This window comes from Leclercia sp. GHBNCSD, from assembly GCF_055805075.1.
Window position 1 is genome coordinate 2,268,392 of the sequence record NZ_JBQVYO010000001.1, and the last position, 22,649, is coordinate 2,291,040.

A 22,649-nucleotide genomic window follows, 5' to 3' on the forward strand; every position below is an offset into this window, starting at 1 on the left:
GCGGGTTACAGAAGCTGAAGTGCGCCGTTATGGAGGGTGAAGGGCGTTGGCGTACAGACCGCAAGGCTGAGTTCGCCGCGCTGAAAGTGGCTGACGCAGAGCGCCGATCTTAAGGTGCTGTCGATACTGACAATCTGCCAGGCGCTGCCGCCGCGCTGTTTGACGATCGCCTCTTTACGCGTCCAGATGCGCCAGAAGGCCGACAGTTTTGCCTCAGGTGCCTCCCGCTCCAGCTCATCATGTTCGGCGAGGCTAAAGACGGCGTTAGCCAGCGCCTGCCAGTTATCCCGCGGACGGATCACTTCGATATCGCAGCCCACTTCGCCTTCGTCGCTTAACAGCAGGGCGATATCGTCCCCGCTGTGGCTCAGGTTAAACCAATAGGGTCTGGCATCGACGAAGGCCGGTTTGCCCTGTTCACCGAAGACAATTTCCGGTACCGGGGCGGGCGATAAGGCCCGGGCGAGCAGCGCCCGGCCAGCCAGCCAGGGGAGTCGGCGCGCGCCCTGCGGCGCCTGCTCAGAAAGCGCTGACGCCAGAGAGTCAGCGCTGAGGGTAGAAATCTTTCCCAGAAGAAACTGGTACATAGTCACGCCCAGCGTTTAATGATTATGGAAGTATTAATGCCGCCGAACGCGAAGTTATTACTTTGAATATATTCGCAGTCAATGTGACGGGCTTCACCCATAATATAATCTAACGTGCCGCATTGCTCGTCCGGTTCTCTTAAATTGATGGTCGGGGCGAACCAGCCCTCACGCATCATCTGCAGGCTCATCCACGCCTCCAGCGCGCCACAGGCCCCCAGGGTATGGCCGAAATAGCTCTTTAACGATGAAATTGGCACACTGTCGCCGAACACCGCGGCGGTGGCCAGACTTTCGGCGATATCGCCCCGGTCGGTGGCGGTGCCGTGCGCCGAAATATAGCCCATATCCTGCGGGCTCAGCCCGGCAATCTTCAGCGACTTCTCCATGCAGATCTGCATAGTTTCCCGCTGCGGCTGGGTGATATGCGACGCGTCGCAGTTGGTGGCGAAACCGACAATTTCGCCGTAGATGGTGGCGCCGCGCGCCTTCGCATGCTCCAGCTCTTCCAGAATCAGGGTACCTGCCCCTTCACCAATCACCAGCCCGTCGCGTTGCACATCAAAGGGTGAGGGGGTGGCATCCGGCGCGTCGTTGCGCTGGCTGGTGGCGAAAAGGGTATCGAACACCGCCGCTTCCGACGGGCAAAGCTCTTCGGCACCGCCTGCCACCATCACCGTCTGATAACCGTGGCGGATGGCTTCCCAGGCATAGCCAATCGCCTGGCTGCCGGAGGTACAGGCGCTGGAGGTGGGGATCACCCGCCCGCGCAGGCCGAAGAACAGGCCGGTGTTCACCGCCGTGGTGTGGGGCATCATCTGCACGTAGGTGGTGCCGGTGATGTTGTTGGTGTGCTTCTCGGTGAGCATGGTGGCGAATTCGCTGACCGGGCCGGTGCTGCCGGTGGACGAGCCATAGGCAATGCCGGTTTCACCCTGGGTAAGAATCGGATCGTCAAGCAGCCCCGCCTGCGCCAGGGCCAGTTCGGTGGCGCGGGTCGACAGCAGCGACACGCGACCCATGGCGCGGATGCGCTTGCGGATGTAGTGATCCGGCAGGGTAAAATCATCGATCGGCGCGGCCAGCAGGGTGTGCAGGCCGTCATAGACCGTCCACTCCGGCATCCTGCGCACCGCGTTTTTGTATTCACGTAAGCGGGCAGCAACCGATGCCCACGTTTCCCCAAAGGCGGTGACGCCGCCCATGCCTGTGATCACCACCCGACGCGTCATAACATTCCCCCGTTAATGGAGATAACCTGGCGGGTCACATAGCCCGCGATATCCGACATCAGGTAGCTGGCAAGCCCGGCCACCTCGTCCGCCTGACCCATCCGTTTCATCGGGATCGCGGCCATCGCCTCTTTCAGCGCGGCCTCTTCCATCTCGATCATTCCGGTATCAATCAGCCCAGGCGCGATGCAGTTGACGGTGATTTTGCGCTTCGCCAGCTCCACCGCCAGGGCTTTGGTGGCGCCGATGATGCCGGCTTTGGCCGCGCTGTAGTTCACCTGGCCGCGGTTGCCCATCACCCCGGAAACCGACGACAGCGTAATAATCCGTCCACCCTGACGGGCAGCGATCATGGGCATCATGCAGGGATGAATGACGTTGTAAAAGCTGTCGAGGTTAGTGTGGATCACGCTGTCCCAGTCCTCGTCGCTGAGCGCCGGAAACGCGCCATCCCGGGCGATGCCGGCGTTACTTACCAGGCCATACCAGGGGCCATGCGTCGCCATATCCTCCTCCAGCACCTCACGGCACTGCGCCCGGTCGCCCACGTCAAACGCCAGCAGACGCCCGTTTCCGCCGGCCTGTTCGATCGCCTCCAGGGTGGCCCCGGCACCTGCGGCGTCGCGGTGGTAATGCACGCCGACGGTAAACCCGTCCGCGGCCAGTTTAAGGGCGATAGCCCGGCCAATGCCTTTGCTGGCGCCGGTGACCAGAACAGAACGACTCATGGATTCACTCCTGGTTTAAACAGTGATGCCAGCTCCTGCTGGCTGGGCTGGAAGGTATTGACGCGCCCGGTCGCCAGCGTGTCGCCATGGGCGGTGATGAGGCACTCGAAGCTGCTGAAGCGCTCATCTTCCATCAGCAGCGTGGCGGTGATGGTTAACACGCTACGGGCCGGAAAGCGCCCCGCGGCACAGACCAGCTCCCGCGCGCCCAGTATCATGCCGAGCGAACTGCTCTCCTGGCCCTTCTGTTCACGGTGCCAGCCAGACCAGATGCCAACGGTCTGGGCCATCAGCTCAAGGGCGTACCAGCCCGGTAGATCGCCCTCGGTATTCAAAAATGGCGCCAGCACCCCCTCGGGCGTGACGCTGACCCGACAGACGGCGGTGTCGGCGCTGACGCTCTCGACCGATTCCAGCAGCAGCATGGGGGCATCGTGGGGCAGGTAGTCTGCCGGTAATAAATAGCTCATGACACTCTCCCGAGCAGAATACTGGCGTTATTGCCGCCAAAGGCGAACGAATTAGACAAAATCACCGGTTTTTGCAGCGTCCCTGGCTGATGCAGCACGCCGCAGGGTGCAAGGGTCAGATCCGGCGCATAGCGGCTGAAATCCTGGGCGGGCAGGGGCAGGCCGCGGGTTAAAATCAGCCAGCTCAGCGCCGCCTCGGTGATCCCCGCCGCGCCCAGCGTATGCCCGGTCAGGTGCTTGGTTGAACTGCAGGGCACCGCCTCGCCAAACAGGTCGTGGATCACCCGGGATTCGATCTGGTCATTGAGCGGCGTCGCCGTGCCGTGCAGATTGATGTAGCCCACGTCATCCGGCGTCATTCCGGCGTCGTGTAGCGCCTGGTTAATGGCGTTAATGGCCCCTTCGCCCTGCGGATGGGGGGCAGAAATATGGTACGCATCGCTCGACTCGCCGCTGCCCAGCAGCGCCACCGGCTGCGGCTCCCGGGTGAGCAGCATCAGCGCCGCCGCTTCGCCAATGGTGATCCCCCGGCGGTCGCGGCCAAAGGGCTCGCACAAGGTGGTGGAAAGGGATTCGAGGCTGTTAAAACCGTTTACCGGCATCCGGCTCAGCGTATCGGCGCCGCCGACAAGCGCGACATCCACCAGCCCGGAATCAATCAGCCGACGTCCGCTTATCATCGCCCGCGCGCTGGAGGAGCAGGCGGTCGAGAGCGTCCAGGCCGGGCCGTCAAGATCCAGCCAGTTCGCCAGAAAGCGCGACGGATCGCCCAGCTCCTGCTGCGCGTAGCGCCAGTGGGGACTCGCTTCGCCGGCCATCGACAGGCGCACATGCGTGTCGCCCTCATCGAGCCCGGAGGTGCTGGTGCCGAGCACCACCGCCACCCGGTCGCGACCGTAGCGGGCAATGGCCTCGTCCACCGCAGGCTGGATCTGCGCCAGCGCCGCCAGCAGAAGCTGATTATTACGCGAGCGGTGGCGGGCAAAGCGGTCCGGGATCGCGGGCAGTTCGGCATCGACACCCCCCAGCACCGCCTCCTGACCCGGTAACCAGCCGCTGCGCAGCCGCATGCCGGGCGCCACGCCGCGCGTCAGGTTGGCGGCAATCTCATCAGGTGCGTTGCCCAGGGCGTTGAGCAGGCCAACGGCAGAAATGTAGATCATCTCAGTCATCCAGATATTGAATGGTGATGTGGTAGTGGAACACGTGCTGTTCGATGCTAATCGGCATGCGCTTGCCTTTGCGCTGCAGGTAGATAATCTCCGTCACCAGCTTGCCGTCACCATTGCGCAGCTCACGCCGGTCGCCTTTATCCTTCAACGTCCAGCCTTTAGGCAACTGCGGCAGCCAGGCGTCGAGGGGCCAGTGGCTAAGCATTACGTCCGCCAGCACCTGGCTGGCCGGAGGAAGCGCTGGCGCAACAATCGACTGTTCAGTATGGATGCCCGTTTCATTATAGGTGGCGAGGAACAAACGGATCCCCACCGACGAGAGTCCCGCGAGGGTCACTTTCTGCCCATCGGCGTTCAGCATCACCAGCAGCGACTGGGTATTGCCGTTCACGCTGGCGGTCAACAGCTGCTGGGAACTGAGCGCCGGGGTAATGCCCGGCGGCGGCAGCGTCACCCGGGTACCCGGCTGGAGCCACGCCTGTGGGCGGGTATCGTCACGCTTCTGGGCTGTATGGCTGCAACCGGCCAGCAGCAGCGCGCCGATCAGAAGGGCGGCGCGATAAAAAGGGGTCATCATCATGGTCTCTCATTTTTGTCCGGCATCGCCAGCGGAGCCAGCAGAAAGGCGGTGAAAATGCCGCTGACCAGCACAATCCCGAAGCTGCCGATGGCCTGGGTGGTGCTGAAGACCAGCATGCCGAGGGTCAGCAGGGTGGTCATCATCGACAGGGTGATGGCGAGCAGGGAGGTTAACGGCGTGCCGCGCGGGTTGTTGAAGAATAGCGTGTAGTTGATCCCGATGCCGAGGACCAGCACCAGCGCCAGGAGTGAAAACAGGTTAACCGGATGGCCCGTAGCCGCCAGCGCGGCCAGGCCACAGCCCAGCGACAGCAGGGAGGGCACCAGGGTGATCAATCCCTTGCGCCAGCCGAGGCGTAGCATCGCGCCACAGGCGATTGTTGCCAGCGCCACCGCCAGCAGGCCGGTCAGCAGGGTGCGGTAGAGGGCAAACAGGCTGTCAAAACGGGCCTTGCGATCGACCCATACCACGCCGGGATATTGCTCCGCCAGTTTGCCCAGCGCCGGGCTGTTTTTCACCCCATCCACCGGCACCAGCACGCCGCTCTCGCCGCCGGGCAGCGTGAGCCACAGCAGACGCCACCCTTCACTGGCCGGACTGGCAAGCCAGGCATCAACCCCCACCGGCATTGGACGCAGATCCGGCGACACGGTGGTCAGCCCTGCGCTTTGCAGCACCCCGGTCACCGCCGGCGCCGCCTTGTGCAGCAGGGCCAGATCGCGCGCCTGTTGCGCCAGCGAGTTCAGCGGCAGGCTACGCCAGGCGGTCAGCTCGCCCGCCTGCTGCGCCTGACCCAGCGCCGGGGTAAACGCCTCCAGCCGCTCCAGGGTCTGCTGGGCCGAGTCGCCATGGACCACGAACCATTTTTGATCGACCCGCTGGCCGGTCAGGGCGGTAATGGCTTTCTCCTGGGCGAGAATCGCCTGCGGCAGGGCCTGAAGCTGGGCGATATCATCGTCCACCCGCAGCGTCGCGATCCCCGCAAGGGCGATAACCGCCAGCGCCACCGGCAGGCCCACCGACAGGCGTTTATCGCGCCAGGCCGCCAGCCAGCGCAGCATCAGGGTTTTCATCGGCACCGGGCGCACCGGTAAGCCGCGACACAGCCACGGATGCCAGAAGATCACCGTCAGACAGGCACCGCTCAGGCCCGCGGCGGCAAAGACCGCCATCTGGCGGATACCCGGGAAGGGTGCCAGCATCATGATGAAATAGGCCGCCACGGTGGTGAACAACGCCAGCAGCAGGGCATTGCGCACTTTTGCCAGGCTTTGCCACGGCGACTGTTCCCTGCCGTGCACCATTCGCTCGGTCAGGTAATAAAGCGTGTAATCCGCCGAGATGCCGATGATGCCCATACTCATCACCAGGGTCATCAGATGCAGTTCGCCAAACAGCAGCAGGGTCGCCACCGTGCCCGCCAGTGCGCCGATAGCGATAGAGAGCAGGCACAGCAGGAGCGGGCGCAGGGAGCGGAACACCGCCACAATCAGCCCTATCACGCCCAGGAGGGTAGCAACGCCCAGCGTGGAGACGTCCCGTTTCGCCTGCTGGCTGGCGTAGTCACTATAAAACACCGTCCCGCGCGACAGCAGCTGCGCCCGGGGATAACGCGTTTTCAACTGGCCTTCGAGATCGTGAAGCGTGGTCACCAGCCGGTGGGTCTGCTGCATATCGAACGACGAACCGGCCAGCTCGCCGTGCAGCAGATACCAGTAATTGCCCGCCTCATCTTTCGTTACCAGCCAGCCGTCCATCAGCCGCAGTTTCTGGCTGTTTTGGGCAAGGGAAAGCTGCGAGCCGCGCATCAGCATCAGCGGGTCGTTTTGCAGCTCTTTGCCGCTGACGCCAGAGAAAGCGGAGTAAAGCTGGGACAAAATCCACTGGGCCTGCGCCTCGCCGCCGTTTTGCAGCCGCGCACGGGTGGCAGGGTCGATCAGGCCGTTACGATGCTGCCAGAAGAAGTCGCCCCAGGCTTTTTGCCCGGCGGCGTCCATCGGCCCTTTTACCGCGTGCAGGGAACCGGATGTCTGCAACAGGCTCAGCCACTGCTGCGCCACCTGCGGATCGGGCGCGTTACCGGGGCTGACCAGCCACACCAGCTGGCGGTCAAGTCGCTGGATAAAACCGTCGTTCAGGGCGGGGGGAATGGCGCCCAGGCTCTGTTTGGGCAGCATCGCCAGCACGCTGCTGTTCAGCCGCGCCCCGGGTAACAGCGTCAGCAGTACCGCCAGCAGTGCCAGGCAGATTATTCCCCATATCAGCGCCGGGCGGCGGCCATTACGGGGCGGCAAAGCGTTGGCGTTCGTCATCGGTCAGGCTGGCGGGCGTGAGCTGGTGGCGGGAAAGGGTAATATCGGTGCGGTCGCCCTGCCTGTCGTTCAGCACAATGGACTCCAGATAGGTCTCACCGCCCAGATCGAGTGAGGTGAAAATCTTGTCCAGCGGCGTAGTGATCGGGGTCAACACCAGCGACCAGCGGCCATTGCCGAGATCCTTAAAGTCGATACGGAAGTTCTCCTCCAGCACCTTGCGATCCGCCTGGAACAGGGCGCGCAGCAGGTGGTTGAACTGGAACATCTGCGGGTTATTATCGGCGGTGATGATCTGCGGCGGCTGGCCGTTAATGGTCTGTACCATCCGGTTGTCGTCCAGCAGCAGGGTCATCGGGAAGGGCGCTTTTTGCTCCCACAGCAGGCCGTTATCCCGGGCGATCAGCATTTCGCCGTTCGAACGCAGGGGCTGGGGCAGATCTTTAATGGTGCGGAGCTGCTCAAAGTGGGCACGCACCACCGGCTGTTCGGTAAAGCGCTGCTGTAATTCATCCAGCGTCACGGCGCTGACCCAGGGGCTGACCAGCAGGGCAAGCAGGGGTAACCACTTCATGGCGTCACTCCCATGCGCTCAAACAGCACTGGCGGGCTAACAAAACAGAGCTCGCGGCTCTGCTCCTCCACCGCCACCTGAATGGTGTAGCCGGTGGTGGTCCGCTTGCCGCTGGTGGCGTCAAAAATCTGGTAGGCGATGCGCAGGCGGTTCTCGAACTCTTCGATATGGGCCCGGACGCGGATGCGCTGCTCAAAGGTGAGGACATCGCGGTACTTCACCCGGGTATCCACCACCGGCCAGAGATAGCCAGAGGCTTTCATCTGGCGATAGCCATAATCGAACTGGTTGAGCAGCGCCTCGCGGGCTATCTCAAAGTAGCGAAAATAGTTGCCGTGCCAGACCACGCCCATCATATCGACGTCGTGAAACGGTACGGTCAGCTCTACTTCAGTGGTAAAGCGCGGATCGGTCAGCACCCTTTACTCCTTCTCGTGGGCATCCGGCAGACGCCAGAAATCGAAAAAATTAAACCAGTCGAGCGGAGCCTGCAGCGCAAAGTGCTCCAGCCGTTGGGCATAACGGTCGACGGTCTGCTGTAACGCCTGCTGGCGCTCGCTGCGCGGTAACAGCAGCGGATCGGCAAAGTCTTCGCAGTGGATATGCAGCTTCTGCTGCTGGCGCAGGGCGAAGATCAGCACCACCGGGCAGCGCATCAGCGAGGCGAGGACAAAGGGCCCCTCGGGGAACGGCGCGGGCTGGCCCATAAAATCGCTCCATACCACGCGCCAGTTTCCGCCGCGCTGCGGATCGACGGCGATCCGATCTCCAACGATCGCCACCCATTCCCCGCGATCGATCTTCTCTTTCAGCAGGATGGCCGTTTCCGGGCCAATATCGGTCACCGGTATCAGGTTCAGCCCGGCCTGGGGCGCCATCTCCTGCATAATCTGTTTGAAACGCTGGGCGTTATCGCTGAACACCAGCGCGTTGATGGTTTTGCCCCCTTTAAGCTGGGCCAGGGCGCGGCACGCTTCAACGTCACCCAGATGGGAGGCCAGTAGCAGTTTGCCCTGCGGCGACGTCAGATCGAGTTTTTCCCGTGCGCCGGGCGCAAATAGCACGTCCCGGTCCAGTTTGAGTTCGCCCTGCCAGCTGGCGACCTTATCCAGCATGGCGTTGCCGAAGCGCAGGAAGTGGAAAAAGCTGTTCAGGCGCGCAGGTTTTGGCTGCTGGCGTCTCGCCAGCGTCTCACTGACCCGGGCGATCCACTGCCGGGAGGCCTGCCGCGCCGGACGGGCGGTCAGCCAGTAGACGGTAATCACCGGCCAGAGCAGGAGGGTAAACGCCCGGCGGCCAAGCAGCTGCCAGACCCGCAGCATCAGGCGCATGCCGTAGAGACCTTTGACCTCCTGCTGCTGCGCCCAGTGCTGGCGGCGAGGGCGTAACAGCAGGGAAGGGATACGCGGTAGCATGCCGAGGAACAGCCGGGTATGCATCCAGGAGATGCGCAGGTTATCGTTCAGGGCATCGAAATGGGAGAGGCCATTCTCAGGGTAGGTCACCCGGGTGGGCAGAAAATAGCTGGTATTGCCCTGCCAGTAGAGGCGCACCATCACTTCGGTGTCAAAATCCATTCGCTTACCGAGGGAGACGCGGTTTGCCAGCTGGAGCGTGGCCTCCACCGGGTAGACCCGAAAGCCGCACATGCTGTCTTTGAGCTGCAATGAGAGCGTTTCGATCCAGACCCAGACGTGAGTGACCCAGCGGCCATACAGCCGCGAGCGGGGGATCGAATCATCAAAGAGCGGCTGGCCGGAGATAAGCGCTGTCGGGTGGCGTTCGGCCAGCGCCAGCAGCCGGGGAATGTCCTCCAGCGCGTGCTGGCCGTCGGCGTCCACCTGTACCGCATGGCTAAAACCGGCTCCGGCGCAGACCTTCAGCCCGCGGATCACCGCCGCGCCCTTGCCGCTGTTGTGGGTCAGCCGCACCAGCGTTACCTGCGCATTGTCGGCGGCCAGGCGATCCAGTGCCTGACGGGTGCTGGCGTCGCTGCCGTCGTCCACCACAATCACCGGCAGCTGAAACGGCGCCAGGCGGGCCAGCACGCTTGCCATCATCGCCCCGTGGTTATAGCAGGGGATGAGGATGCAGGGGCGGAAGGTTAACGGCATAAGCGAATCTTCCCGCTGCTGGCGGTGTGGCGCAGCTCGCCGTCGTGCCGCAGATAGCTAAAAGTGAGCATCTGGCGCGCCGCGTTCCAGTCGAGAACCAGCGTCACGGTGGCCTCCGGCAGCAGCGGCGCCTGAAACTTCACGTGCTGAATAGTGTGAAAACGGTATTCCGGCGCCAGCAGCGTGGTGGCGTAGTGCATCACCCAGTCCACCTGGGCAACTCCCGGCAGCAGCGGCTGCACGGCAAAATGGCCCTGGAACCAGAACAGCGCCGGATCGAGATGCAGGACGATCTCAAGGTGCTGAGGCTGTGCCTGGTGGCGCCCGATCTCAGGGATGTTCATCAAATAACTCCTGTAGCTGCGCATAGACACGCTTGTTCATACTGTTCACCGGCATTTCATCAAGAATGCGCCAGTAGCGGGGTACCGCGACCGGTTCGAGCCAGGGGCGCAGGGCGCGTCGCCAGGCGAGGATCTGCGCTTTACTGCCGCGCTGGTGCAGCTGCTGACGCGCGGTGTCGCTCAGAACCAGCAGGACGCCAATCCCCTGCCGCCCACCGCGGGTGACAGGCAGCGCCGCCGCTTCGTAGATGCCCTCCAGCGCCAGCAGACGCTGTTCGATCTCATTGAGCGAAATGCGCTTCTCTTCGATTTTCACCACCCGGCCCCGGCGGCCGACGAGGCTGAACTGACCGTTATCCCCGAAGTGCAGAATATCGTCGAGCAGCACGCCGTCCGCATCCGTAAGCGGCGAGGTGACGCGCAGGGCCTCATTATCGCGGTGAAAGGTGACGCCAGGGAAGGGCTGCCAGAGGTTTGCCTCTGCCTGGCGATAGCGCCAGGCGAGAACCCCGGTTTCGCTGCTGCCGTAAATTTCATCCGGCCAGCATCCCAGCCAGCGGTGGGTATCGCAGACCGACGGCCACGCCAGTACACCCCCGGCCGAAACTAACACCGCGACGGGCGGCGGGGTGAGGGCAGGATCGAGCCGCTTCAGAAATGCCGGGCTGCTAATAAACAGGTAGCGCTGTGTGGGATCGAGCGCCGCCAGCTGCTCGGCATGGGTGAGCATCGCCGTGTGCAGCGCCATCCCCAGCGCCATCGGCAGCACAATGCGAAACGTCAGGCCGTAGAGATGCTGCGGCACCACCGAGGAGACGACAGCGCAACCGTGCAGCCGCGCACCAAAGCGGGCTGCCAGCAGGCGGGCTTCGCCATCGAGCTGGGCGATGGTCTTGATAATACGCTCAGGCTTTCCGGTCGAGCCGGAGGTGAACAGCTCGATAGCGCGGGTATTCCCGATGTCCGGCAGCGGCGTAAAGGCGGCGGCACGGCGGCGGGCAGAGCCGATCACCTGCAGCGGGCCGCGGATGTTCAGCGTCCTGTCGCTCAGCACGCCGCTGAACAGCGCCTGTTGCTCTTCCAGCAGCGATTCCCGGCTGTGTCCGGGCAGCACCGGCGTTTTGCCCGCATGCAGCGTTGCCAGCAGGGCGACGATAAACAGATAGCAGTCCTCGAAGCAGAGCGCCCAGCGCTCACCTTCCTGCTGTTGTAAAGAGGCCGTCAGGGTGATGACGTCGTGGCGTAACTCCCCGAGCGTCCAGCGATAATCGCCGGACCAGGCGACAGGGGTGTCGTCCGGACGGGGAGCGTTCAGCCACTGGCTCAGCGGCAGGGGGTTATGCATCTTTCATCATCCGCTGACGTACCAGCCACTCGCTTGCCATTAACGTTCCCATCAGGATGTAGGCGATCATGCCGTTCCACAGCGTCCAGAGCCGCATATCCCCATGCAACACGGTGAACAGCGCCACGCTGCCGTTAAAAATGAAAAAGCCGCACCATACCCGCGTCACGACGCGGGTGTAGCGCACACCAGCAGGGGGAAGATGGGGGTCGCGCAGGCGCGCCAGCCGCTCCACTATTGGCATCGTCGTCCAGAGCGAGCCGCCAAACACCGCCAGCATGGCCAGGTTCACCACCACCGGATAGAGCAGCAGCCAGTGGTGCGCGTTCAGCAGATAGCTTGCCGCACAGAGGAGGATGCCCACCAGGGCCACGCTCTGGATCACATAGCGCAGCGGCCCGGCGTTGCGCCGCGCCTGGTTAAAACGGCACAGCAGCAGGACGGCCATCAGCGGCAGCAGCCAGTGCAGCCTGTTGTGCGCCAGCCCAAAGCCCACCAGGAAGGGCCAGCCGAGCAGCATTAATCCCGTCAGCAGCGGGATGACCGGAAATGACTTTCCGCCACGCATGATGCGTTACGCTTCGCCCAGCAGTTTTTCTACCGCATCCACCACGTCCTGCACGGTACGCACCGACTTGAAGGTGTCCGGCTTGATACGGGCGCCGGTTCGCTTCTGCAGGTGAACCACCATGTCGACGGCGTCGATGCTGTCCAGCTCCAGATCCTCATACAGTCGCGCCTGCGGCGTTATATCCTCGGGGGCGACTTCAAACAGGGTGATCAGAAGGGAAGTCACTTCCTGGTAAACGGATTTGTGTTCAGTCGTCATTTCAGTTCAGTCTCAGGCGCGTTGGGCAGTGATGAAAGAGGCCAGCGTGGCAACGGAGTAGAAGTGCTGGCGCATCTCTTCGCTTTCCGCAGACAGCACCACGCCGTACTGGTTTTTTACCGCCAGGCCCAGCTCAAGGGCATCGATTGAGTCAAGGCCCAACCCATCGCCAAACAGCGCGGCATCCGTATCGATATCCTCTGCGGTCAATTCGTCCAGATTGAGGGTGGTAATAATTAGATTTTTAATTTCAAGGTAGAGCGCTTGCATCATTCATTCCTGACAAAGATTTGAGACCGGATGTTAAGCGATGCTGCAGGTGCCGGTTGAGCTGTCGGGCCGCCAGCGCGGGCTCGTGGACTGCCGCATCGTAAAAATCATCAATATTCACCCGCTCACGGACATCAACCGTAAAAAAGGGCTTGTCTGGCGGTATGTCATACCACTGGCTCTGTTTATCGAGCAGATGCTCACTGCAGTGGATAAGTACCACCCGCAGATCGCTGGCGCACCGCACGGCAATATTCGCCGCCCCGCGCTGCAACGTCATGGCTTTTCCCACCTGCGTACGCGTCCCTTCCGGGAAAATCAGCAGGGTGTCGCCCTGGCCCAGCCGCTGCTGACAGGCGCTTAAGAGCGTATCGGCTTCGCTGTTGATCAGGTAATCCGCAGCCCGGATCGCACCGCTGAGAAAGGGGTTCCGCAGCAGAGCGCCTTTCACCAGACAGTCGGTTTCCGGCATCACCGAGGCGATAAGCACGTAGTCGATAAGCGTCGGATGATTCGCCACCACCAGGCAGCCGCGCTCCTGGCGCAGGACCTCAAGGTTATCGAAACGGTAATCGAGCACGCCCAGGGCGCGCGCCACGGTTAAAAAGGTGCGGAAGCTGGCGGCGATGCTGCGGCGGGCGAGGCGACGGCGACGGGCGCGATCGCGCTGCACCAGGTTCAACAGATTGAACCACACCAGCGACAGCAGCAGTCCGCCCACGCCAAACAGCACGAAGCACAGGCCGGTCATCACCAATCGCCAGCCGCGGCCACACGCCGCCTTAATCGCTCTCATGCCCGCGTCCACTGCCACAGCAGGCGCTCGCCGGGCACGTCAAACTGCGCATCGTCGCGCAGGTAGTGGCGCAGGAACAGCAGGCTCTGCGGCAGCGGGAGTTCGTCCGGATAACGGGCGGCGCGGGTTTCACAGCGCAGGCTGTTGCCGGCTTCAATGACCAGCGCCAGAGCATAGGGCCAGCCTGGCATCTGTTCCGGCAGCGCGGGGCGGTAAAAATCGGGCAGGGTGCCGTCGAAATCGACCATTAACAGCCGCTTATACCCGGCATGCAGCAGGCTCAGCACCTCAATGAGACCCTGCTGGAAGGTATCCATTCCGGCGGAGAGGGACGACGAGACGATCGGCTGACGCGCGGCGATGGTGAGATTCCCCACCGCGGAGTTGTGCACCGACATGGCGAAATCGGTGGGGGAGAGATCCTGTCCGGTCGCCAGCGCATGCAGAAGGCGGTAGTTTCGCTCCAGCTCACCGTGACGGCTGGTGTAGACCACGGCGTCAATGGCGTGCTTGCGCACCATCGCCATTCCGCACTCCACCGCCAGCTTGCTGCCAGAGCTGAGGCGGCGGGCGGTCATCATCGGCAGTTCGGACAGTTTTGCCTGCGGCGCGGCGGGATCGATGGCGTGCGAGCCCTGTGACCATGCCTGCCACTGACTGGCATCGCAAAGGCCTGGCGCTCTGGCTTGCCAGTCGAGAATGTTAAGTGCAAATTTCATCTGCGCGCGTCCGCGATAAACCCGTCATCCGGTCACGCCCCTGTCACTCAGGCGGCGTTACTGTTCATATTTCTGGCAAATCAATAAGGTGTGGCCCACCCCGAGATTGTCATGCCGCTCTTCTACCCGGAATCCTGCTTTTTCCAGATAGTGATAAAATTTTTCTGCGCTGTAAAAACGGCTGTTGCCGTTCGCCATACAGGTGAAATAGAGCGAGGTGGCGTTCAGGCTGAAGGCGGCCGCTTCGAATCGCTGCGCATCCCAGAACAGCTCCAGAATGCACAGGCGGGCACCCGGCTTCATCACCTTCGCCACGTTGCTTAGCAGGGTCACAATCTGATCGGGAGAGAAGCAGTCCAGAAACTGGCTCATCCACCAGACATCCGCGTCATCCGGCAGTTCAGCGTCGCTAAGCATATCGACAGGATGGAACTCAATACGATGAGATAATCCTGCTTTTGCGATATTTTCCTGGGCCAGTGCAATTTGCTGCGGCAAATCGAGCAGCGTAACGGCGACATTTTCATCGTATCTACAGCAGCGTAGCGCCCATTTACCCGTATTGCCGCCGACATCGTACAATTTTGTCGGCCTGCTTGCGAATATAAGGGGCAGGGCGGCGTCGAATGCGCCGTCGGAATAGAAGTGATCGAAAGCAAACCAGCTCCGCTGTGCCTGCTCGGGCAGGGCAGAGAGGGCCGGATAGATGGTTGGCCAGTCGCCAAAGACCGTCAGTCCCGCCGGCTTTTCCCCTTGCAGAGAATCGGCAAGGTGAAACAGTCCCTGGTAGCATACGTCCTGGGTGAAATCCATGTTGACCCGGGTCATGCTGTCATGCAGCAGGTAGTGGCCGATTTTAGCCAGATAATAACGTCCGTCGCTGCGGGTCACGATCCGTCCGCTTAATCCCATATCCAGCAGCACGCCCGCGCCATACTCACTGAGCGTGCAGTTAGCGACGATCTCGTCAAGCGTCGCGCCGTGCTGGCCCTGTTTGTCCAGCAAGGCGAGCACCCCGAAATGACGCAGACAGCGCGCGGTCTGAAACAGCATGGGGGCAAACGCGATGCGTTGCGCTTCGGTGATGGCCTCAAGCGCGCTGAGCGTGTCCTTCTCGTACATGAATTACGTCACCTTTCGCCGGTTAGAACAGAGAACGTCGGGCCATTGCTGACCCGACGTATAAGTTTACCGCACCGCGCGCGCTAAAAGGGGAGACGCTATCCCGGCAGCCTGCTTTTTGGTCTGCCTGGCCCAAGCAGGATCGCCAGTTTGCTGCCGCCCCGGGTGGTCTCCATCCAGATCTTACAGACGCTGGTGAGCGGCACGGAAAGTAACATCCCCACCGGGCCGAGCAACCAGCCCCAGATCAATAACGACAGGAAGACCACCAGAGTGGACATTCCCAGCCGGTGGCCCATCATTCGCGGCTCAACGATATTGCCCAGCACCATGTGGACGATAAGGAATAGCGCCCCCACCATCATGCATTCGTAAAAACCGTTGAACAGGAACGCCTGGATCATCGGCGGTACGGCGGAGATCACCGCGCCGATATTAGGCACATAGTTCAGCAGGAAGGCCAGCACGCCCCACATCAGGGCAAACTGCACCCCCAGCAGCGTCAGCCCCAGCCAGACAATGGCCCCGGTCCACAAACTCAGCAGCGTTTTCAGCGCCAGGTAGTGCGACACGCCCTTCAGGGCGCGGTGTAAACCGGCGATATGGATCTGCGGATTATTGAGGGCAAAACGCATCTTGTACGGCACGTGGCGCACTTCAAACAGCATAAAGACCACGGTCATCACCAGCAGCAAAATGCTGGCCATCGCCCCGGAAAGCTGAGTCATCAGCGCGGTGGCAAAGGTCATCACCTTTTCCGAGTCCATCCGTCTCAGCATCCGCTCCGGGGAGATGTGCAGGTTGAGGAACGGGAACATTTGCTGCAGATCGACAATCTTGCGCGTCAGCTCTTTGTTGTATTTCGGCAGCATGGCGGCAAATTCATTGAGCGAGGCCGCCAGCACCCCAAACAGCGCCGTCAGTCCAATCAGCATTACCACCACCACAATGGTGATGGCAACAGGGCGGCTTACCCCCCGGCGCAAAAACCAGGTGACGAGGGGGTTAAGGACGATGGCGAAAAAGAGCGCCAGCAATAGCTGAACGAGAATATCTGCTGCGGCGTGAATGCCTGCCAGGATCACCACCAGACAGGCCAGCTTCATTAAAATATGGAGACCCGCTTTATCAGCGGGTGGAAGACCCGTTTTATCGGGCGGCGTGATTATCATGATTATTCCTCTTATAAGATGCTCCTAAGTGTAGTGCGCCCGCAGCGCTTCGGCTGACGCCGTTAATCTTAAAGTCGCTGCTGCATTTCTCTCCCTGGCGTGGTAATAGTGAAACACTGTTGTAAAAATTCTGGTGAACCTGATGCCCGAACCTGCCGCCGAACCGGCACTGAGTGGATTGCGCCTCAACCTGCGTATTGTTTCCGTCGTGATTTTCAACTTTGCCAGCTACCTGACCATCGGCCTGCCGCTTGCCGTCCTGCCGGGCTATGTGCATGACATTATGGGCTTTAGCGCCTTCTGGGCGGGTCTGGTCATCAGCCTGCAATACTTCGCCACCCTGTTAAGCCGCCCCTATGCCGGGCGCTATGCCGATCTGTTCGGGCCCAAGAGCATTGTGGTGCTGGGGCTGTGCGGCTGCTTCCTGAGCGGGGTGAGCTATTTCCTGGCCGGGCTGACCAGCGCCTGGCCGGTGGTCAGCCTGGCGCTGCTCTGTTTTGGCCGGGTGATCTTAGGCATCGGACAAAGCCTTGCCGGAACGGGCTCAACGCTGTGGGGCGTGGGGGTAGTGGGAGCTTCGCACATCGGGCGGGTGATCTCCTGGAACGGCATCGTCACCTATGGCGCAATGGCGATGGGCGCGCCCCTTGGCGTGCTCTGCTATCGCTACACCGGCCTGAGCGGGCTGGCGTTGACCATTATGGGGGTGGCGTTGCTGGCGATCCTCTTCGCCCTGCCACGTCCGAAAGTGAAGGCCAGCAAAGGCAAGCCGATGCCGTTTCGCACGGTGCTGGGGCGCGTCTGGCCCTACGGCATGGCGCTGGCGCTCGGTTCGGCAGGTTTTGGGGTTATCGCCACTTTCATTACGCTGTTTTACGCCGATAAAGGCTGGGACGGCGCGGCCTTCGCGCTGACGCTCTTTAGCTGCGCCTTCGTCGGCACCCGCCTGCTGTTCCCCAACGGCATCAACCGGCTGGGCGGACTGAACGTGGCGATGATCTGCTTTAGCGTTGAGATCCTCGGCCTGCTGCTGACCGGCATCGCTGAGGCGCCGTGGATGGCGCGGATCGGGGTGTTCCTTGCGGGGGCAGGCTTCTCGCTGGTCTTCCCGGCGCTGGGGGTGGTGGCGGTCAAAGCGGTACCGCAGCAGAACCAGGGGGCGGCGCTGGCGACCTATACGGTGTTTATGGATATGTCGCTGGGGGTGACCGGGCCGCTGGCCGGGCTGGTGATGGCGTGGGCCGGGGTACCGGTTATCTATCTGGCGGCGGCGGGGTTGGTGGCGGTGGCGTTACTGCTGACGTGGCGGCTAAAAAAATGGCCTCCGGAGGAGGCCATTTCATCGTGATGACTTACTGAATCACCAGGGTATTGATGATGTTCTCTGCGGCAGTTTGCGCTTTCTGCTGGTCGTCAGCAGGCAGCGTGATCTGCAGGGTCAGCAGCTTGTTGTCCACTTTACCCAGCACCACGGATGAGTAAGCGGTCTGGCCTTTGGCAGAGATAATGCTGTCCAGCTGTTGCAGGGTGTGGCCTTTCAGATCGATGGCTTTGTTGGTGACCACCTGCAGCTGCGGGTCGCGGCTGCGCTGCTGATCTTCCAGACGTTTCGCCAGCACGCCCAGGTCTTCACTGGTGTCGTCGCCGACGATCACAATCACCGCTTTCTGCCCGGTGGCATCGGAATAGACGTGCATATTGTTCGCCTGCGTACCCAGCTTGCCGCTCTGATCGGTCATATCCGCGGGCAGTGAGAAACTGAGTTTGCCATCCATCAGGCTGACCGGCTGACCCGTGGCGTTGCTTTCCGCAGACGCAGCCTGAGCAGGTGCTTTCGTGTCGCTGTTATCACAAGCGGCAAGCCCCATCACCAGCAGGCCAATCCCGACATATTTAACCAGATTGCGCATTACATTCTTCCTTTCGATAAACGGCCATAACGGCGCATCAATCCATCTTATCACAACTGTTCAGGGGAACCTTTAACCTGCCCGTAATGCTGAAATTTCAGATTTATCCTCGAATCTTTTCAGCAACATATTCAGCAGTACGCCGTACATCGGCAGGAAGAAGACCAGGCTGATAAGCACCTTGAAGGCGTAATCCACGAGGGCAATTTCCATCCAGTGTTCGGCCATAAACGCATCCGGGCTGCGCCAGAAGGCGATAAAGAAAAAGGCCAGCGTATCGCTGACGTTGCCAAACAGCGTGGAGGCGGTCGGCGCCATCCACCAGAGATGGTTCTGGCGCAGGCGGTTAAAGACATGCACGTCGAGGATCTGCCCAAGCGCATAGGCCATAAAGCTGGCGGCGGCGATACGGGCGACAAAAAGGTTAAAGTGCGTCAGCGCCTCAAAGCCCTGCCAGCTTCCCATATAGAACAGCGAGGAGATCCCGTACGACACAAACAGCGCCGGAAGCATGACGGCAAAAATAATGCGTCGGGCGAGCGGTGCGCCAAAGATACGGACGGTAAGATCGGTCGCAAGGAAGATAAACGGGAAACTGAACGCGCCCCAGGTGGTATGAAAACCAAAAATGGAGATCGGCAGCTGTACCAGGTAGTTACTGGAGGTAATCACCAGCAGATGGAAAAGCGAAAGCCAGAACAACGCTTTTACGCGCTGCGATTGAGAGAACTGCGTCATATTGTGACCTTTTTATAAGTTGGGGTGAGGGAACCCAATATGAATCTGGCCATCAGGCTATTTTATTCGCCATTCTGAATCCGGGCAGTGCTCAAAATCCTCACGTACTCTATGTACGCTCCGGTTTTTGCGCGCTGTCCGTCTCCAGACTGGCTTCAACAATAACGCCTGTTGGAACAGATTCTGAAAACCGGCCGCATCATACTGCTTTCATTGTGCTTTGCAACGGCTAATTTTTACGCAATCGTTAACCTGGTTTGCTTTGCCCGGTCTGGGGCGTAAACTACTGCCGTTTTTTATCTGAACGAGACGACGATGACCGATCTGTTTTCCAGCCCAGACCATACTCTTGACGCCCAGGGCCTGCGCTGCCCGGAACCGGTGATGATGGTGCGCAAAACCGTGCGCACGATGCAAACCGGCGAGACGCTATTAATTATTGCCGACGATCCGGCCACCACCCGCGATATTCCCGGCTTTTGTACCTTTATGGAACATGAGCTGCTGGCACAGGAAACCGCCTCGCTGCCCTATCGCTATCTGATCCGCAAAGGCTAATGCCATTTTGCCCGGCGGCGCTGCGCTTGCACGGGCCTACGCGTAGGCCGGGTAAGGCGTAGCCGCCCTCCGGCACGCCCTCCTGCACGGGCCTGAAAGGCCATTCGTTTGAACTCCATCACCAATTTGAACCATTGTTTCAAATTTTAGCGCTTTTTTGTGAGGCGCTTCACCCTCGTTTTCCAGGCCTTAGGCTAGTTTTGAAGCTGAAAACTAAAACGCCGTTCCAACGCTTACCTCATACCCTGGAGTTGACTCAATGAAAACGACCATCAAGCCGTTGCTGGCCGCTCTGTGTCTGTCTGCTTTTGCTGCCTCTGTCTCTGCTCAAACCATTAAAGCTGCTGATGTGCATCCTGAAGGCTACCCGAACGTGGTGGCGGTGGAGCATATGGGTGAAAAACTTAAACAACAAACCGACGGCAAGCTGGAGATCAAAGTCTTCCCTGGCGGCGTACTGGGTGATGAAAAGCAGATGATTGAGCAGGCGCAGATGGGCGCCATCGATATGATCCGCGTCTCCATGGCGCCGGTTGCGGCCATCCTGCCGGATATCGAAGTCTTTACCCTGCCGTATGTATTCCGCGATGAAGACCATATGCACAAAGTGATCGACGGCGACATCGGTAAGCAGATCGGCGAAAAACTGACGGCGAACCCGAAATCGAAGCTGGTCTTCCTCGGCTGGATGGACTCCGGCACCCGTAACCTGATCACCAAAGATCCGATTGTTAAACCGGAAGATTTGAAAGGTAAGAAAATCCGCGTTCAGGGCAGCCCGGTGGCGCTGGCGACGTTGAAAGATATGGGCGCCAACTCGGTGGCGATGGGGGTAAGTGAAGTCTACAGCGGCATGCAGACCGGCGTTATCGACGGCGCTGAGAATAACCCACCGACCTATATCGCCCACAACTACATGCCGGTGGCCAAAAACTACACCCTGAGCGGCCACTTTATCACTCCGGAAATGCTGCTCTACTCCAAAATGAAGTGGGACAAGCTGAGCGCCGACGAGCAGGAAAAAATTAAGACCCTGGCCCGTGAAGCGCAGATGGAGCAGCGTAAGCTGTGGCAGGCCTACAACGACGAAGCGCTGGCGAAGATGAAGGCGGGCGGCGTGCAGTTCCATGACATCGATAAGGCGGTGTTCGTCAAAGCGACCGAGCCGGTGCGCGCCCAGTATGGTGAAAAACATCAGGATCTGATGAAAGCCATCGCTGACGTTAAGTAAGCCGGAGTATTTATGTCCGAACTCTATCTGAAATGGATGGACCGTCTCTACCTGCTGGCGATGGCCATTGCCGGGCTGTCGCTGCTGGTGATGACCATCGTTATCCCGATTGGCATCTTTTCGCGCTACGTACTCAACCGCGGTGAGTCGTGGCCGGAGCCGATTGCCATTATCTGCATGGTGACGTTCACCTTTATCGGCGCGGCGGTGAGCTACCGCGCCGGCTCACATATTGCGGTGAACATGCTCACAGACAGATTGCCAGACTCACTGAAAACGGTCTGCGCACGGGTGGTGGATCTGCTGATGCTGGTCATCTCCGGCATCATGTTCTGGTACAGCTACCTGCTGTGCATTGAACTCTGGGACCAGCCGGTCGCGGAGTTTCCGATCCTGACCTCCGGCGAAAGTTATCTGCCGCTGCCGGTGGGGTCGGCGATTTTGATCCTGTTTGTGCTTGAGCGCCTGCTGTTTGGCTCTCAGGAAAGTCGCCCGGTCGTGCTGATCGGCAACCACAGTTAAGGGGTGAACAATGGATGCCTTTGTTTTGTTATTCACCCTCGCCATTCTGCTGGCGCTGGGGATGCCGGTGGCCTTTGCCGTCGGCTTAAGCGCCGTGGCTGGCGCGCTGTGGATTGATCTGCCGCTGGAAGCATTAATGATCCAAATCACCAGCGGGGTGAACAAATTTACCCTGCTGGCGATCCCGTTCTTTATCCTCGCGGGGGCGATCATGGCGGAAGGGGGCATTGCCCGGCGGCTGGTTAACTTCGCCTATATCTTTGTCGGCTTTATTCGCGGCGGGCTGTCGCTGGTGAATATCGTCGCTTCGACCTTTTTCGGCGCTATTTCCGGCTCCTCGGTGGCGGATACCGCCTCCATCGGGACCGTGATGATCCCGGAGATGGAGAAGAAGGGCTATCCGCGCGAATATGCGGCGGCGGTCACCGCCAGCGGCTCGGTGCAGGCGATTCTGATCCCGCCGAGCCACAACTCGGTGATCTACTCCCTGGCGGCAGGCGGCACGGTCTCTATCGCCACGCTGTTTATCGCGGGCGTACTGCCGGGTCTGCTGCTGGGCATGGGGCTGATGGCGCTCTGTTTATGCTTCGCGCGCAAGCGCGGCTACCCGAAAGGGGAGCGCATTCCGTTCAAGCAGGCGTTAAAAACCATGCTGGATGCGCTGTGGGGCCTGATGACGGTGGTGATTATTCTCGGCGGGATCCTGTCGGGTATCTTTACCGCAACGGAGTCTGCGGCGGTCGCCTGCCTGTGGGCCTTCTTTGTCACCATGTTTATCTATCGCGACTATAAGTGGAACGAGCTGCCGAAGCTGATGTGCCGCACGGTCAAAACGGTCACCATCGTGATGATCCTGATTGGCTTTGCCGCGGCCTTTGGCGCGGTGATGACCTACATGCAGCTGCCGATGCGCATCACCGCATTCTTTACGTCGCTGTCGGATAACAAGTACGTCATTCTGATGTACCTCAACATCATGCTGCTGCTGATTGGCACCCTGATGGACATGGCGCCGATCATCCTGATCCTGACGCCGGTCCTGCTGCCGGTGACCAACGCCCTGGGTATCGATCCGGTGCACTTCGGCATGATCATGATGGTTAACCTCGGGATCGGCCTGATTACCCCGCCGGTAGGATCGGTGCTGTTTGTCGCCAGCGCGGTGAGCAAGCAGAAGATCGAAGCCGTAGTGAAGGAGATGCTGCCGTTCTATGCCATGCTGCTGATAGTGTTAGGGATGGTGACCTACATTCCGGCAATATCGCTGTGGTTGCCGCACACGTTGGGAATGCAGTAACGATGGGGCCGGGCGGCGCTGCGCTTG

The 22,649-nt window shown here is 60.6% G+C and carries 25 protein-coding genes and 1 pseudogene; 5 read left to right on the forward strand and 21 right to left on the reverse strand.

Annotated features, from left to right (window positions below; translation table 11 throughout):
- Positions 1-5: 5 nt before the first annotated feature.
- The 19 genes from acpT to ACT3IC_RS11015 form a co-directional block, all read right to left on the reverse strand.
- A complete protein-coding gene (gene acpT, locus ACT3IC_RS10925) occupies positions 6-587 on the reverse strand; it encodes a 4'-phosphopantetheinyl transferase AcpT (RefSeq protein WP_103177378.1) in 582 nt (193 codons plus the stop codon).
- Positions 588-589: 2 nt separating this feature from the next.
- Positions 590-1,819, reverse strand: coding sequence for a beta-ketoacyl-ACP synthase (locus tag ACT3IC_RS10930; RefSeq protein WP_159340197.1), 1,230 nt, complete (start codon positions 1,817-1,819; stop codon positions 590-592).
- On the reverse strand, positions 1,816-2,547 hold the full coding sequence (locus ACT3IC_RS10935) for a 3-ketoacyl-ACP reductase FabG2 (protein ID WP_156655338.1): 732 nt from the start codon (positions 2,545-2,547) through the stop codon (positions 1,816-1,818). Before ACT3IC_RS10935 ends, ACT3IC_RS10930 begins: the two co-directional genes overlap by 4 nt.
- Positions 2,544-3,017, reverse strand: coding sequence for a hotdog family protein (locus tag ACT3IC_RS10940; RefSeq protein WP_156655337.1), 474 nt, complete (start codon positions 3,015-3,017; stop codon positions 2,544-2,546). Before ACT3IC_RS10940 ends, ACT3IC_RS10935 begins: the two co-directional genes overlap by 4 nt.
- Positions 3,014-4,180, reverse strand: coding sequence for a beta-ketoacyl-[acyl-carrier-protein] synthase family protein (locus ACT3IC_RS10945; RefSeq protein WP_156655336.1), 1,167 nt, complete (start codon positions 4,178-4,180; stop codon positions 3,014-3,016). Before ACT3IC_RS10945 ends, ACT3IC_RS10940 begins: the two co-directional genes overlap by 4 nt.
- Before the next feature lies 1 nt (position 4,181).
- A complete protein-coding gene (locus ACT3IC_RS10950) occupies positions 4,182-4,763 on the reverse strand; it encodes a DUF3261 domain-containing protein (protein ID WP_156655518.1) in 582 nt (193 codons plus the stop codon).
- A 2-nt stretch (positions 4,764-4,765) separates the two neighbouring features.
- On the reverse strand, positions 4,766-7,081 hold the full coding sequence (locus ACT3IC_RS10955) for an MMPL family transporter (protein ID WP_159340199.1): 2,316 nt from the start codon (positions 7,079-7,081) through the stop codon (positions 4,766-4,768).
- Positions 7,050-7,655 (reverse strand): LolA family protein, encoded by a 606-nt coding sequence (locus ACT3IC_RS10960; RefSeq protein ID WP_159340200.1) that lies wholly within the window; start codon positions 7,653-7,655, stop codon positions 7,050-7,052. Before ACT3IC_RS10960 ends, ACT3IC_RS10955 begins: the two co-directional genes overlap by 32 nt.
- On the reverse strand, positions 7,652-8,074 hold the full coding sequence (locus ACT3IC_RS10965; protein ID WP_156655333.1) for an acyl-CoA thioesterase: 423 nt from the start codon (positions 8,072-8,074) through the stop codon (positions 7,652-7,654). Before ACT3IC_RS10965 ends, ACT3IC_RS10960 begins: the two co-directional genes overlap by 4 nt.
- A 3-nt stretch (positions 8,075-8,077) precedes the next feature.
- On the reverse strand, positions 8,078-9,769 hold the full coding sequence (locus ACT3IC_RS10970; protein ID WP_473477428.1) for a glycosyltransferase family 2 protein: 1,692 nt from the start codon (positions 9,767-9,769) through the stop codon (positions 8,078-8,080).
- A complete protein-coding gene (locus ACT3IC_RS10975) occupies positions 9,760-10,113 on the reverse strand; it encodes an ApeI family dehydratase (RefSeq protein WP_156655331.1) in 354 nt (117 codons plus the stop codon). Before ACT3IC_RS10975 ends, ACT3IC_RS10970 begins: the two co-directional genes overlap by 10 nt.
- Positions 10,100-11,458, reverse strand: a complete 1,359-nt coding sequence (locus ACT3IC_RS10980; protein WP_473477431.1) for an AMP-binding protein — start codon at positions 11,456-11,458, stop codon at positions 10,100-10,102. The genes ACT3IC_RS10975 and ACT3IC_RS10980 overlap by 14 nt, the downstream gene beginning before the upstream one ends.
- Entirely contained in the window at positions 11,451-12,026 is a 576-nt protein-coding gene (locus ACT3IC_RS10985) for a COG4648 family protein (protein ID WP_156655329.1), read from the reverse strand. Before ACT3IC_RS10985 ends, ACT3IC_RS10980 begins: the two co-directional genes overlap by 8 nt.
- A gap of 6 nt (positions 12,027-12,032) precedes the next feature.
- Complete coding sequence (locus ACT3IC_RS10990) at positions 12,033-12,287, reverse strand: acyl carrier protein (protein WP_156655328.1); 255 nt, start codon at positions 12,285-12,287, stop codon at positions 12,033-12,035.
- Positions 12,288-12,299: 12 nt separating this feature from the next.
- Positions 12,300-12,557 carry a phosphopantetheine-binding protein gene (locus ACT3IC_RS10995; RefSeq protein WP_106995276.1) on the reverse strand — a complete coding sequence of 86 codons (258 nt, stop codon included), beginning with the start codon at positions 12,555-12,557 and terminating at the stop codon, positions 12,300-12,302.
- The gene (locus ACT3IC_RS11000) at positions 12,538-13,353 is read right to left on the reverse strand and encodes a lysophospholipid acyltransferase family protein (RefSeq protein ID WP_231736567.1); all 816 of its coding nucleotides are present in this window, start codon (positions 13,351-13,353) and stop codon (positions 12,538-12,540) included. Before ACT3IC_RS11000 ends, ACT3IC_RS10995 begins: the two co-directional genes overlap by 20 nt.
- On the reverse strand, positions 13,350-14,072 hold the full coding sequence (locus tag ACT3IC_RS11005; protein WP_159340203.1) for a beta-ketoacyl synthase chain length factor: 723 nt from the start codon (positions 14,070-14,072) through the stop codon (positions 13,350-13,352). The genes ACT3IC_RS11000 and ACT3IC_RS11005 overlap by 4 nt, the downstream gene beginning before the upstream one ends.
- Before the next feature lie 57 nt (positions 14,073-14,129).
- Positions 14,130-15,194, reverse strand: a complete 1,065-nt coding sequence (locus tag ACT3IC_RS11010; RefSeq protein ID WP_159340204.1) for a methyltransferase — start codon at positions 15,192-15,194, stop codon at positions 14,130-14,132.
- A 98-nt stretch (positions 15,195-15,292) separates the two neighbouring features.
- Positions 15,293-16,366: an AI-2E family transporter gene (locus ACT3IC_RS11015; RefSeq protein WP_103177377.1), complete on the reverse strand. Its 1,074-nt coding sequence runs from the start codon at positions 16,364-16,366 to the stop codon at positions 15,293-15,295.
- A gap of 108 nt (positions 16,367-16,474) precedes the next feature.
- Here ACT3IC_RS11015 and ACT3IC_RS11020 point away from each other — a divergent pair.
- Positions 16,475-17,714, forward strand: a pseudogene (locus tag ACT3IC_RS11020) (MFS transporter).
- Positions 17,715-17,718: 4 nt separating this feature from the next.
- Here ACT3IC_RS11020 and ACT3IC_RS11025 read toward each other — a convergent pair.
- Positions 17,719-18,276, reverse strand: coding sequence for a DcrB family lipoprotein (locus tag ACT3IC_RS11025; RefSeq protein ID WP_103177375.1), 558 nt, complete (start codon positions 18,274-18,276; stop codon positions 17,719-17,721).
- A 72-nt stretch (positions 18,277-18,348) separates the two neighbouring features.
- Entirely contained in the window at positions 18,349-19,014 is a 666-nt protein-coding gene (locus tag ACT3IC_RS11030) for a 7-cyano-7-deazaguanine/7-aminomethyl-7-deazaguanine transporter (protein ID WP_103177374.1), read from the reverse strand.
- Between the two features lie 315 nt (positions 19,015-19,329).
- On the opposite strand from ACT3IC_RS11030, the gene tusA reads away from it, so the two are divergent.
- The 4 genes from tusA to ACT3IC_RS11050 all read left to right on the forward strand — a co-directional run bounded on the left by tusA (position 19,330) and on the right by ACT3IC_RS11050 (position 22,622).
- Positions 19,330-19,572: a sulfurtransferase TusA gene (tusA, locus tag ACT3IC_RS11035; protein WP_103177373.1), complete on the forward strand. Its 243-nt coding sequence runs from the start codon at positions 19,330-19,332 to the stop codon at positions 19,570-19,572.
- 259 nt (positions 19,573-19,831) lie between these two features.
- Positions 19,832-20,803 carry a TRAP transporter substrate-binding protein gene (locus ACT3IC_RS11040; protein ID WP_159340205.1) on the forward strand — a complete coding sequence of 324 codons (972 nt, stop codon included), beginning with the start codon at positions 19,832-19,834 and terminating at the stop codon, positions 20,801-20,803.
- 12 nt (positions 20,804-20,815) lie between these two features.
- Positions 20,816-21,325, forward strand: a complete 510-nt coding sequence (locus tag ACT3IC_RS11045; RefSeq protein ID WP_103177371.1) for a TRAP transporter small permease — start codon at positions 20,816-20,818, stop codon at positions 21,323-21,325.
- A 10-nt stretch (positions 21,326-21,335) separates the two neighbouring features.
- The gene (locus ACT3IC_RS11050; protein ID WP_103177370.1) at positions 21,336-22,622 is read left to right on the forward strand and encodes a TRAP transporter large permease; all 1,287 of its coding nucleotides are present in this window, start codon (positions 21,336-21,338) and stop codon (positions 22,620-22,622) included.
- Positions 22,623-22,649 lie beyond the last annotated feature (27 nt).

What these genes read in the sequence shown, in the direction of transcription:
- tusA (WP_103177373.1), top strand. Translation starts at nt 19,330, where the DNA reads ATGACCGATCTGTTTTCCAGCCCAGACCATACTCTTGACGCCCAGGGC.
- ACT3IC_RS10960 (WP_159340200.1), bottom strand. Translation starts at nt 7,655, where the DNA reads ATGAAGTGGTTACCCCTGCTTGCCCTGCTGGTCAGCCCCTGGGTCAGC.
- ACT3IC_RS10990 (WP_156655328.1), bottom strand. Translation starts at nt 12,287, where the DNA reads ATGACGACTGAACACAAATCCGTTTACCAGGAAGTGACTTCCCTTCTG.
- ACT3IC_RS10985 (WP_156655329.1), bottom strand. Translation starts at nt 12,026, where the DNA reads ATGCGTGGCGGAAAGTCATTTCCGGTCATCCCGCTGCTGACGGGATTA.
- ACT3IC_RS10950 (WP_156655518.1), bottom strand. Translation starts at nt 4,763, where the DNA reads ATGACCCCTTTTTATCGCGCCGCCCTTCTGATCGGCGCGCTGCTGCTG.
- ACT3IC_RS11010 (WP_159340204.1), bottom strand. Translation starts at nt 15,194, where the DNA reads ATGTACGAGAAGGACACGCTCAGCGCGCTTGAGGCCATCACCGAAGCG.
- ACT3IC_RS11045 (WP_103177371.1), top strand. Translation starts at nt 20,816, where the DNA reads ATGTCCGAACTCTATCTGAAATGGATGGACCGTCTCTACCTGCTGGCG.
- acpT (WP_103177378.1), bottom strand. Translation starts at nt 587, where the DNA reads ATGTACCAGTTTCTTCTGGGAAAGATTTCTACCCTCAGCGCTGACTCT.
- ACT3IC_RS10940 (WP_156655337.1), bottom strand. Translation starts at nt 3,017, where the DNA reads ATGAGCTATTTATTACCGGCAGACTACCTGCCCCACGATGCCCCCATG.
- ACT3IC_RS10980 (WP_473477431.1), bottom strand. Translation starts at nt 11,458, where the DNA reads ATGCATAACCCCCTGCCGCTGAGCCAGTGGCTGAACGCTCCCCGTCCG.
- ACT3IC_RS11005 (WP_159340203.1), bottom strand. Translation starts at nt 14,072, where the DNA reads ATGAAATTTGCACTTAACATTCTCGACTGGCAAGCCAGAGCGCCAGGC.
- ACT3IC_RS10935 (WP_156655338.1), bottom strand. Translation starts at nt 2,547, where the DNA reads ATGAGTCGTTCTGTTCTGGTCACCGGCGCCAGCAAAGGCATTGGCCGG.
- ACT3IC_RS10945 (WP_156655336.1), bottom strand. Translation starts at nt 4,180, where the DNA reads ATGATCTACATTTCTGCCGTTGGCCTGCTCAACGCCCTGGGCAACGCA.
- ACT3IC_RS10930 (WP_159340197.1), bottom strand. Translation starts at nt 1,819, where the DNA reads ATGACGCGTCGGGTGGTGATCACAGGCATGGGCGGCGTCACCGCCTTT.
- ACT3IC_RS10970 (WP_473477428.1), bottom strand. Translation starts at nt 9,769, where the DNA reads ATGCCGTTAACCTTCCGCCCCTGCATCCTCATCCCCTGCTATAACCAC.
- ACT3IC_RS11000 (WP_231736567.1), bottom strand. Translation starts at nt 13,353, where the DNA reads ATGAGAGCGATTAAGGCGGCGTGTGGCCGCGGCTGGCGATTGGTGATG.
- ACT3IC_RS10975 (WP_156655331.1), bottom strand. Translation starts at nt 10,113, where the DNA reads ATGAACATCCCTGAGATCGGGCGCCACCAGGCACAGCCTCAGCACCTT.
- ACT3IC_RS10955 (WP_159340199.1), bottom strand. Translation starts at nt 7,081, where the DNA reads ATGACGAACGCCAACGCTTTGCCGCCCCGTAATGGCCGCCGCCCGGCG.
- ACT3IC_RS11040 (WP_159340205.1), top strand. Translation starts at nt 19,832, where the DNA reads ATGAAAACGACCATCAAGCCGTTGCTGGCCGCTCTGTGTCTGTCTGCT.
- ACT3IC_RS10995 (WP_106995276.1), bottom strand. Translation starts at nt 12,557, where the DNA reads ATGCAAGCGCTCTACCTTGAAATTAAAAATCTAATTATTACCACCCTC.
- ACT3IC_RS11025 (WP_103177375.1), bottom strand. Translation starts at nt 18,276, where the DNA reads ATGCGCAATCTGGTTAAATATGTCGGGATTGGCCTGCTGGTGATGGGG.
- ACT3IC_RS11015 (WP_103177377.1), bottom strand. Translation starts at nt 16,366, where the DNA reads ATGATAATCACGCCGCCCGATAAAACGGGTCTTCCACCCGCTGATAAA.
- ACT3IC_RS11030 (WP_103177374.1), bottom strand. Translation starts at nt 19,014, where the DNA reads ATGACGCAGTTCTCTCAATCGCAGCGCGTAAAAGCGTTGTTCTGGCTT.
- ACT3IC_RS11050 (WP_103177370.1), top strand. Translation starts at nt 21,336, where the DNA reads ATGGATGCCTTTGTTTTGTTATTCACCCTCGCCATTCTGCTGGCGCTG.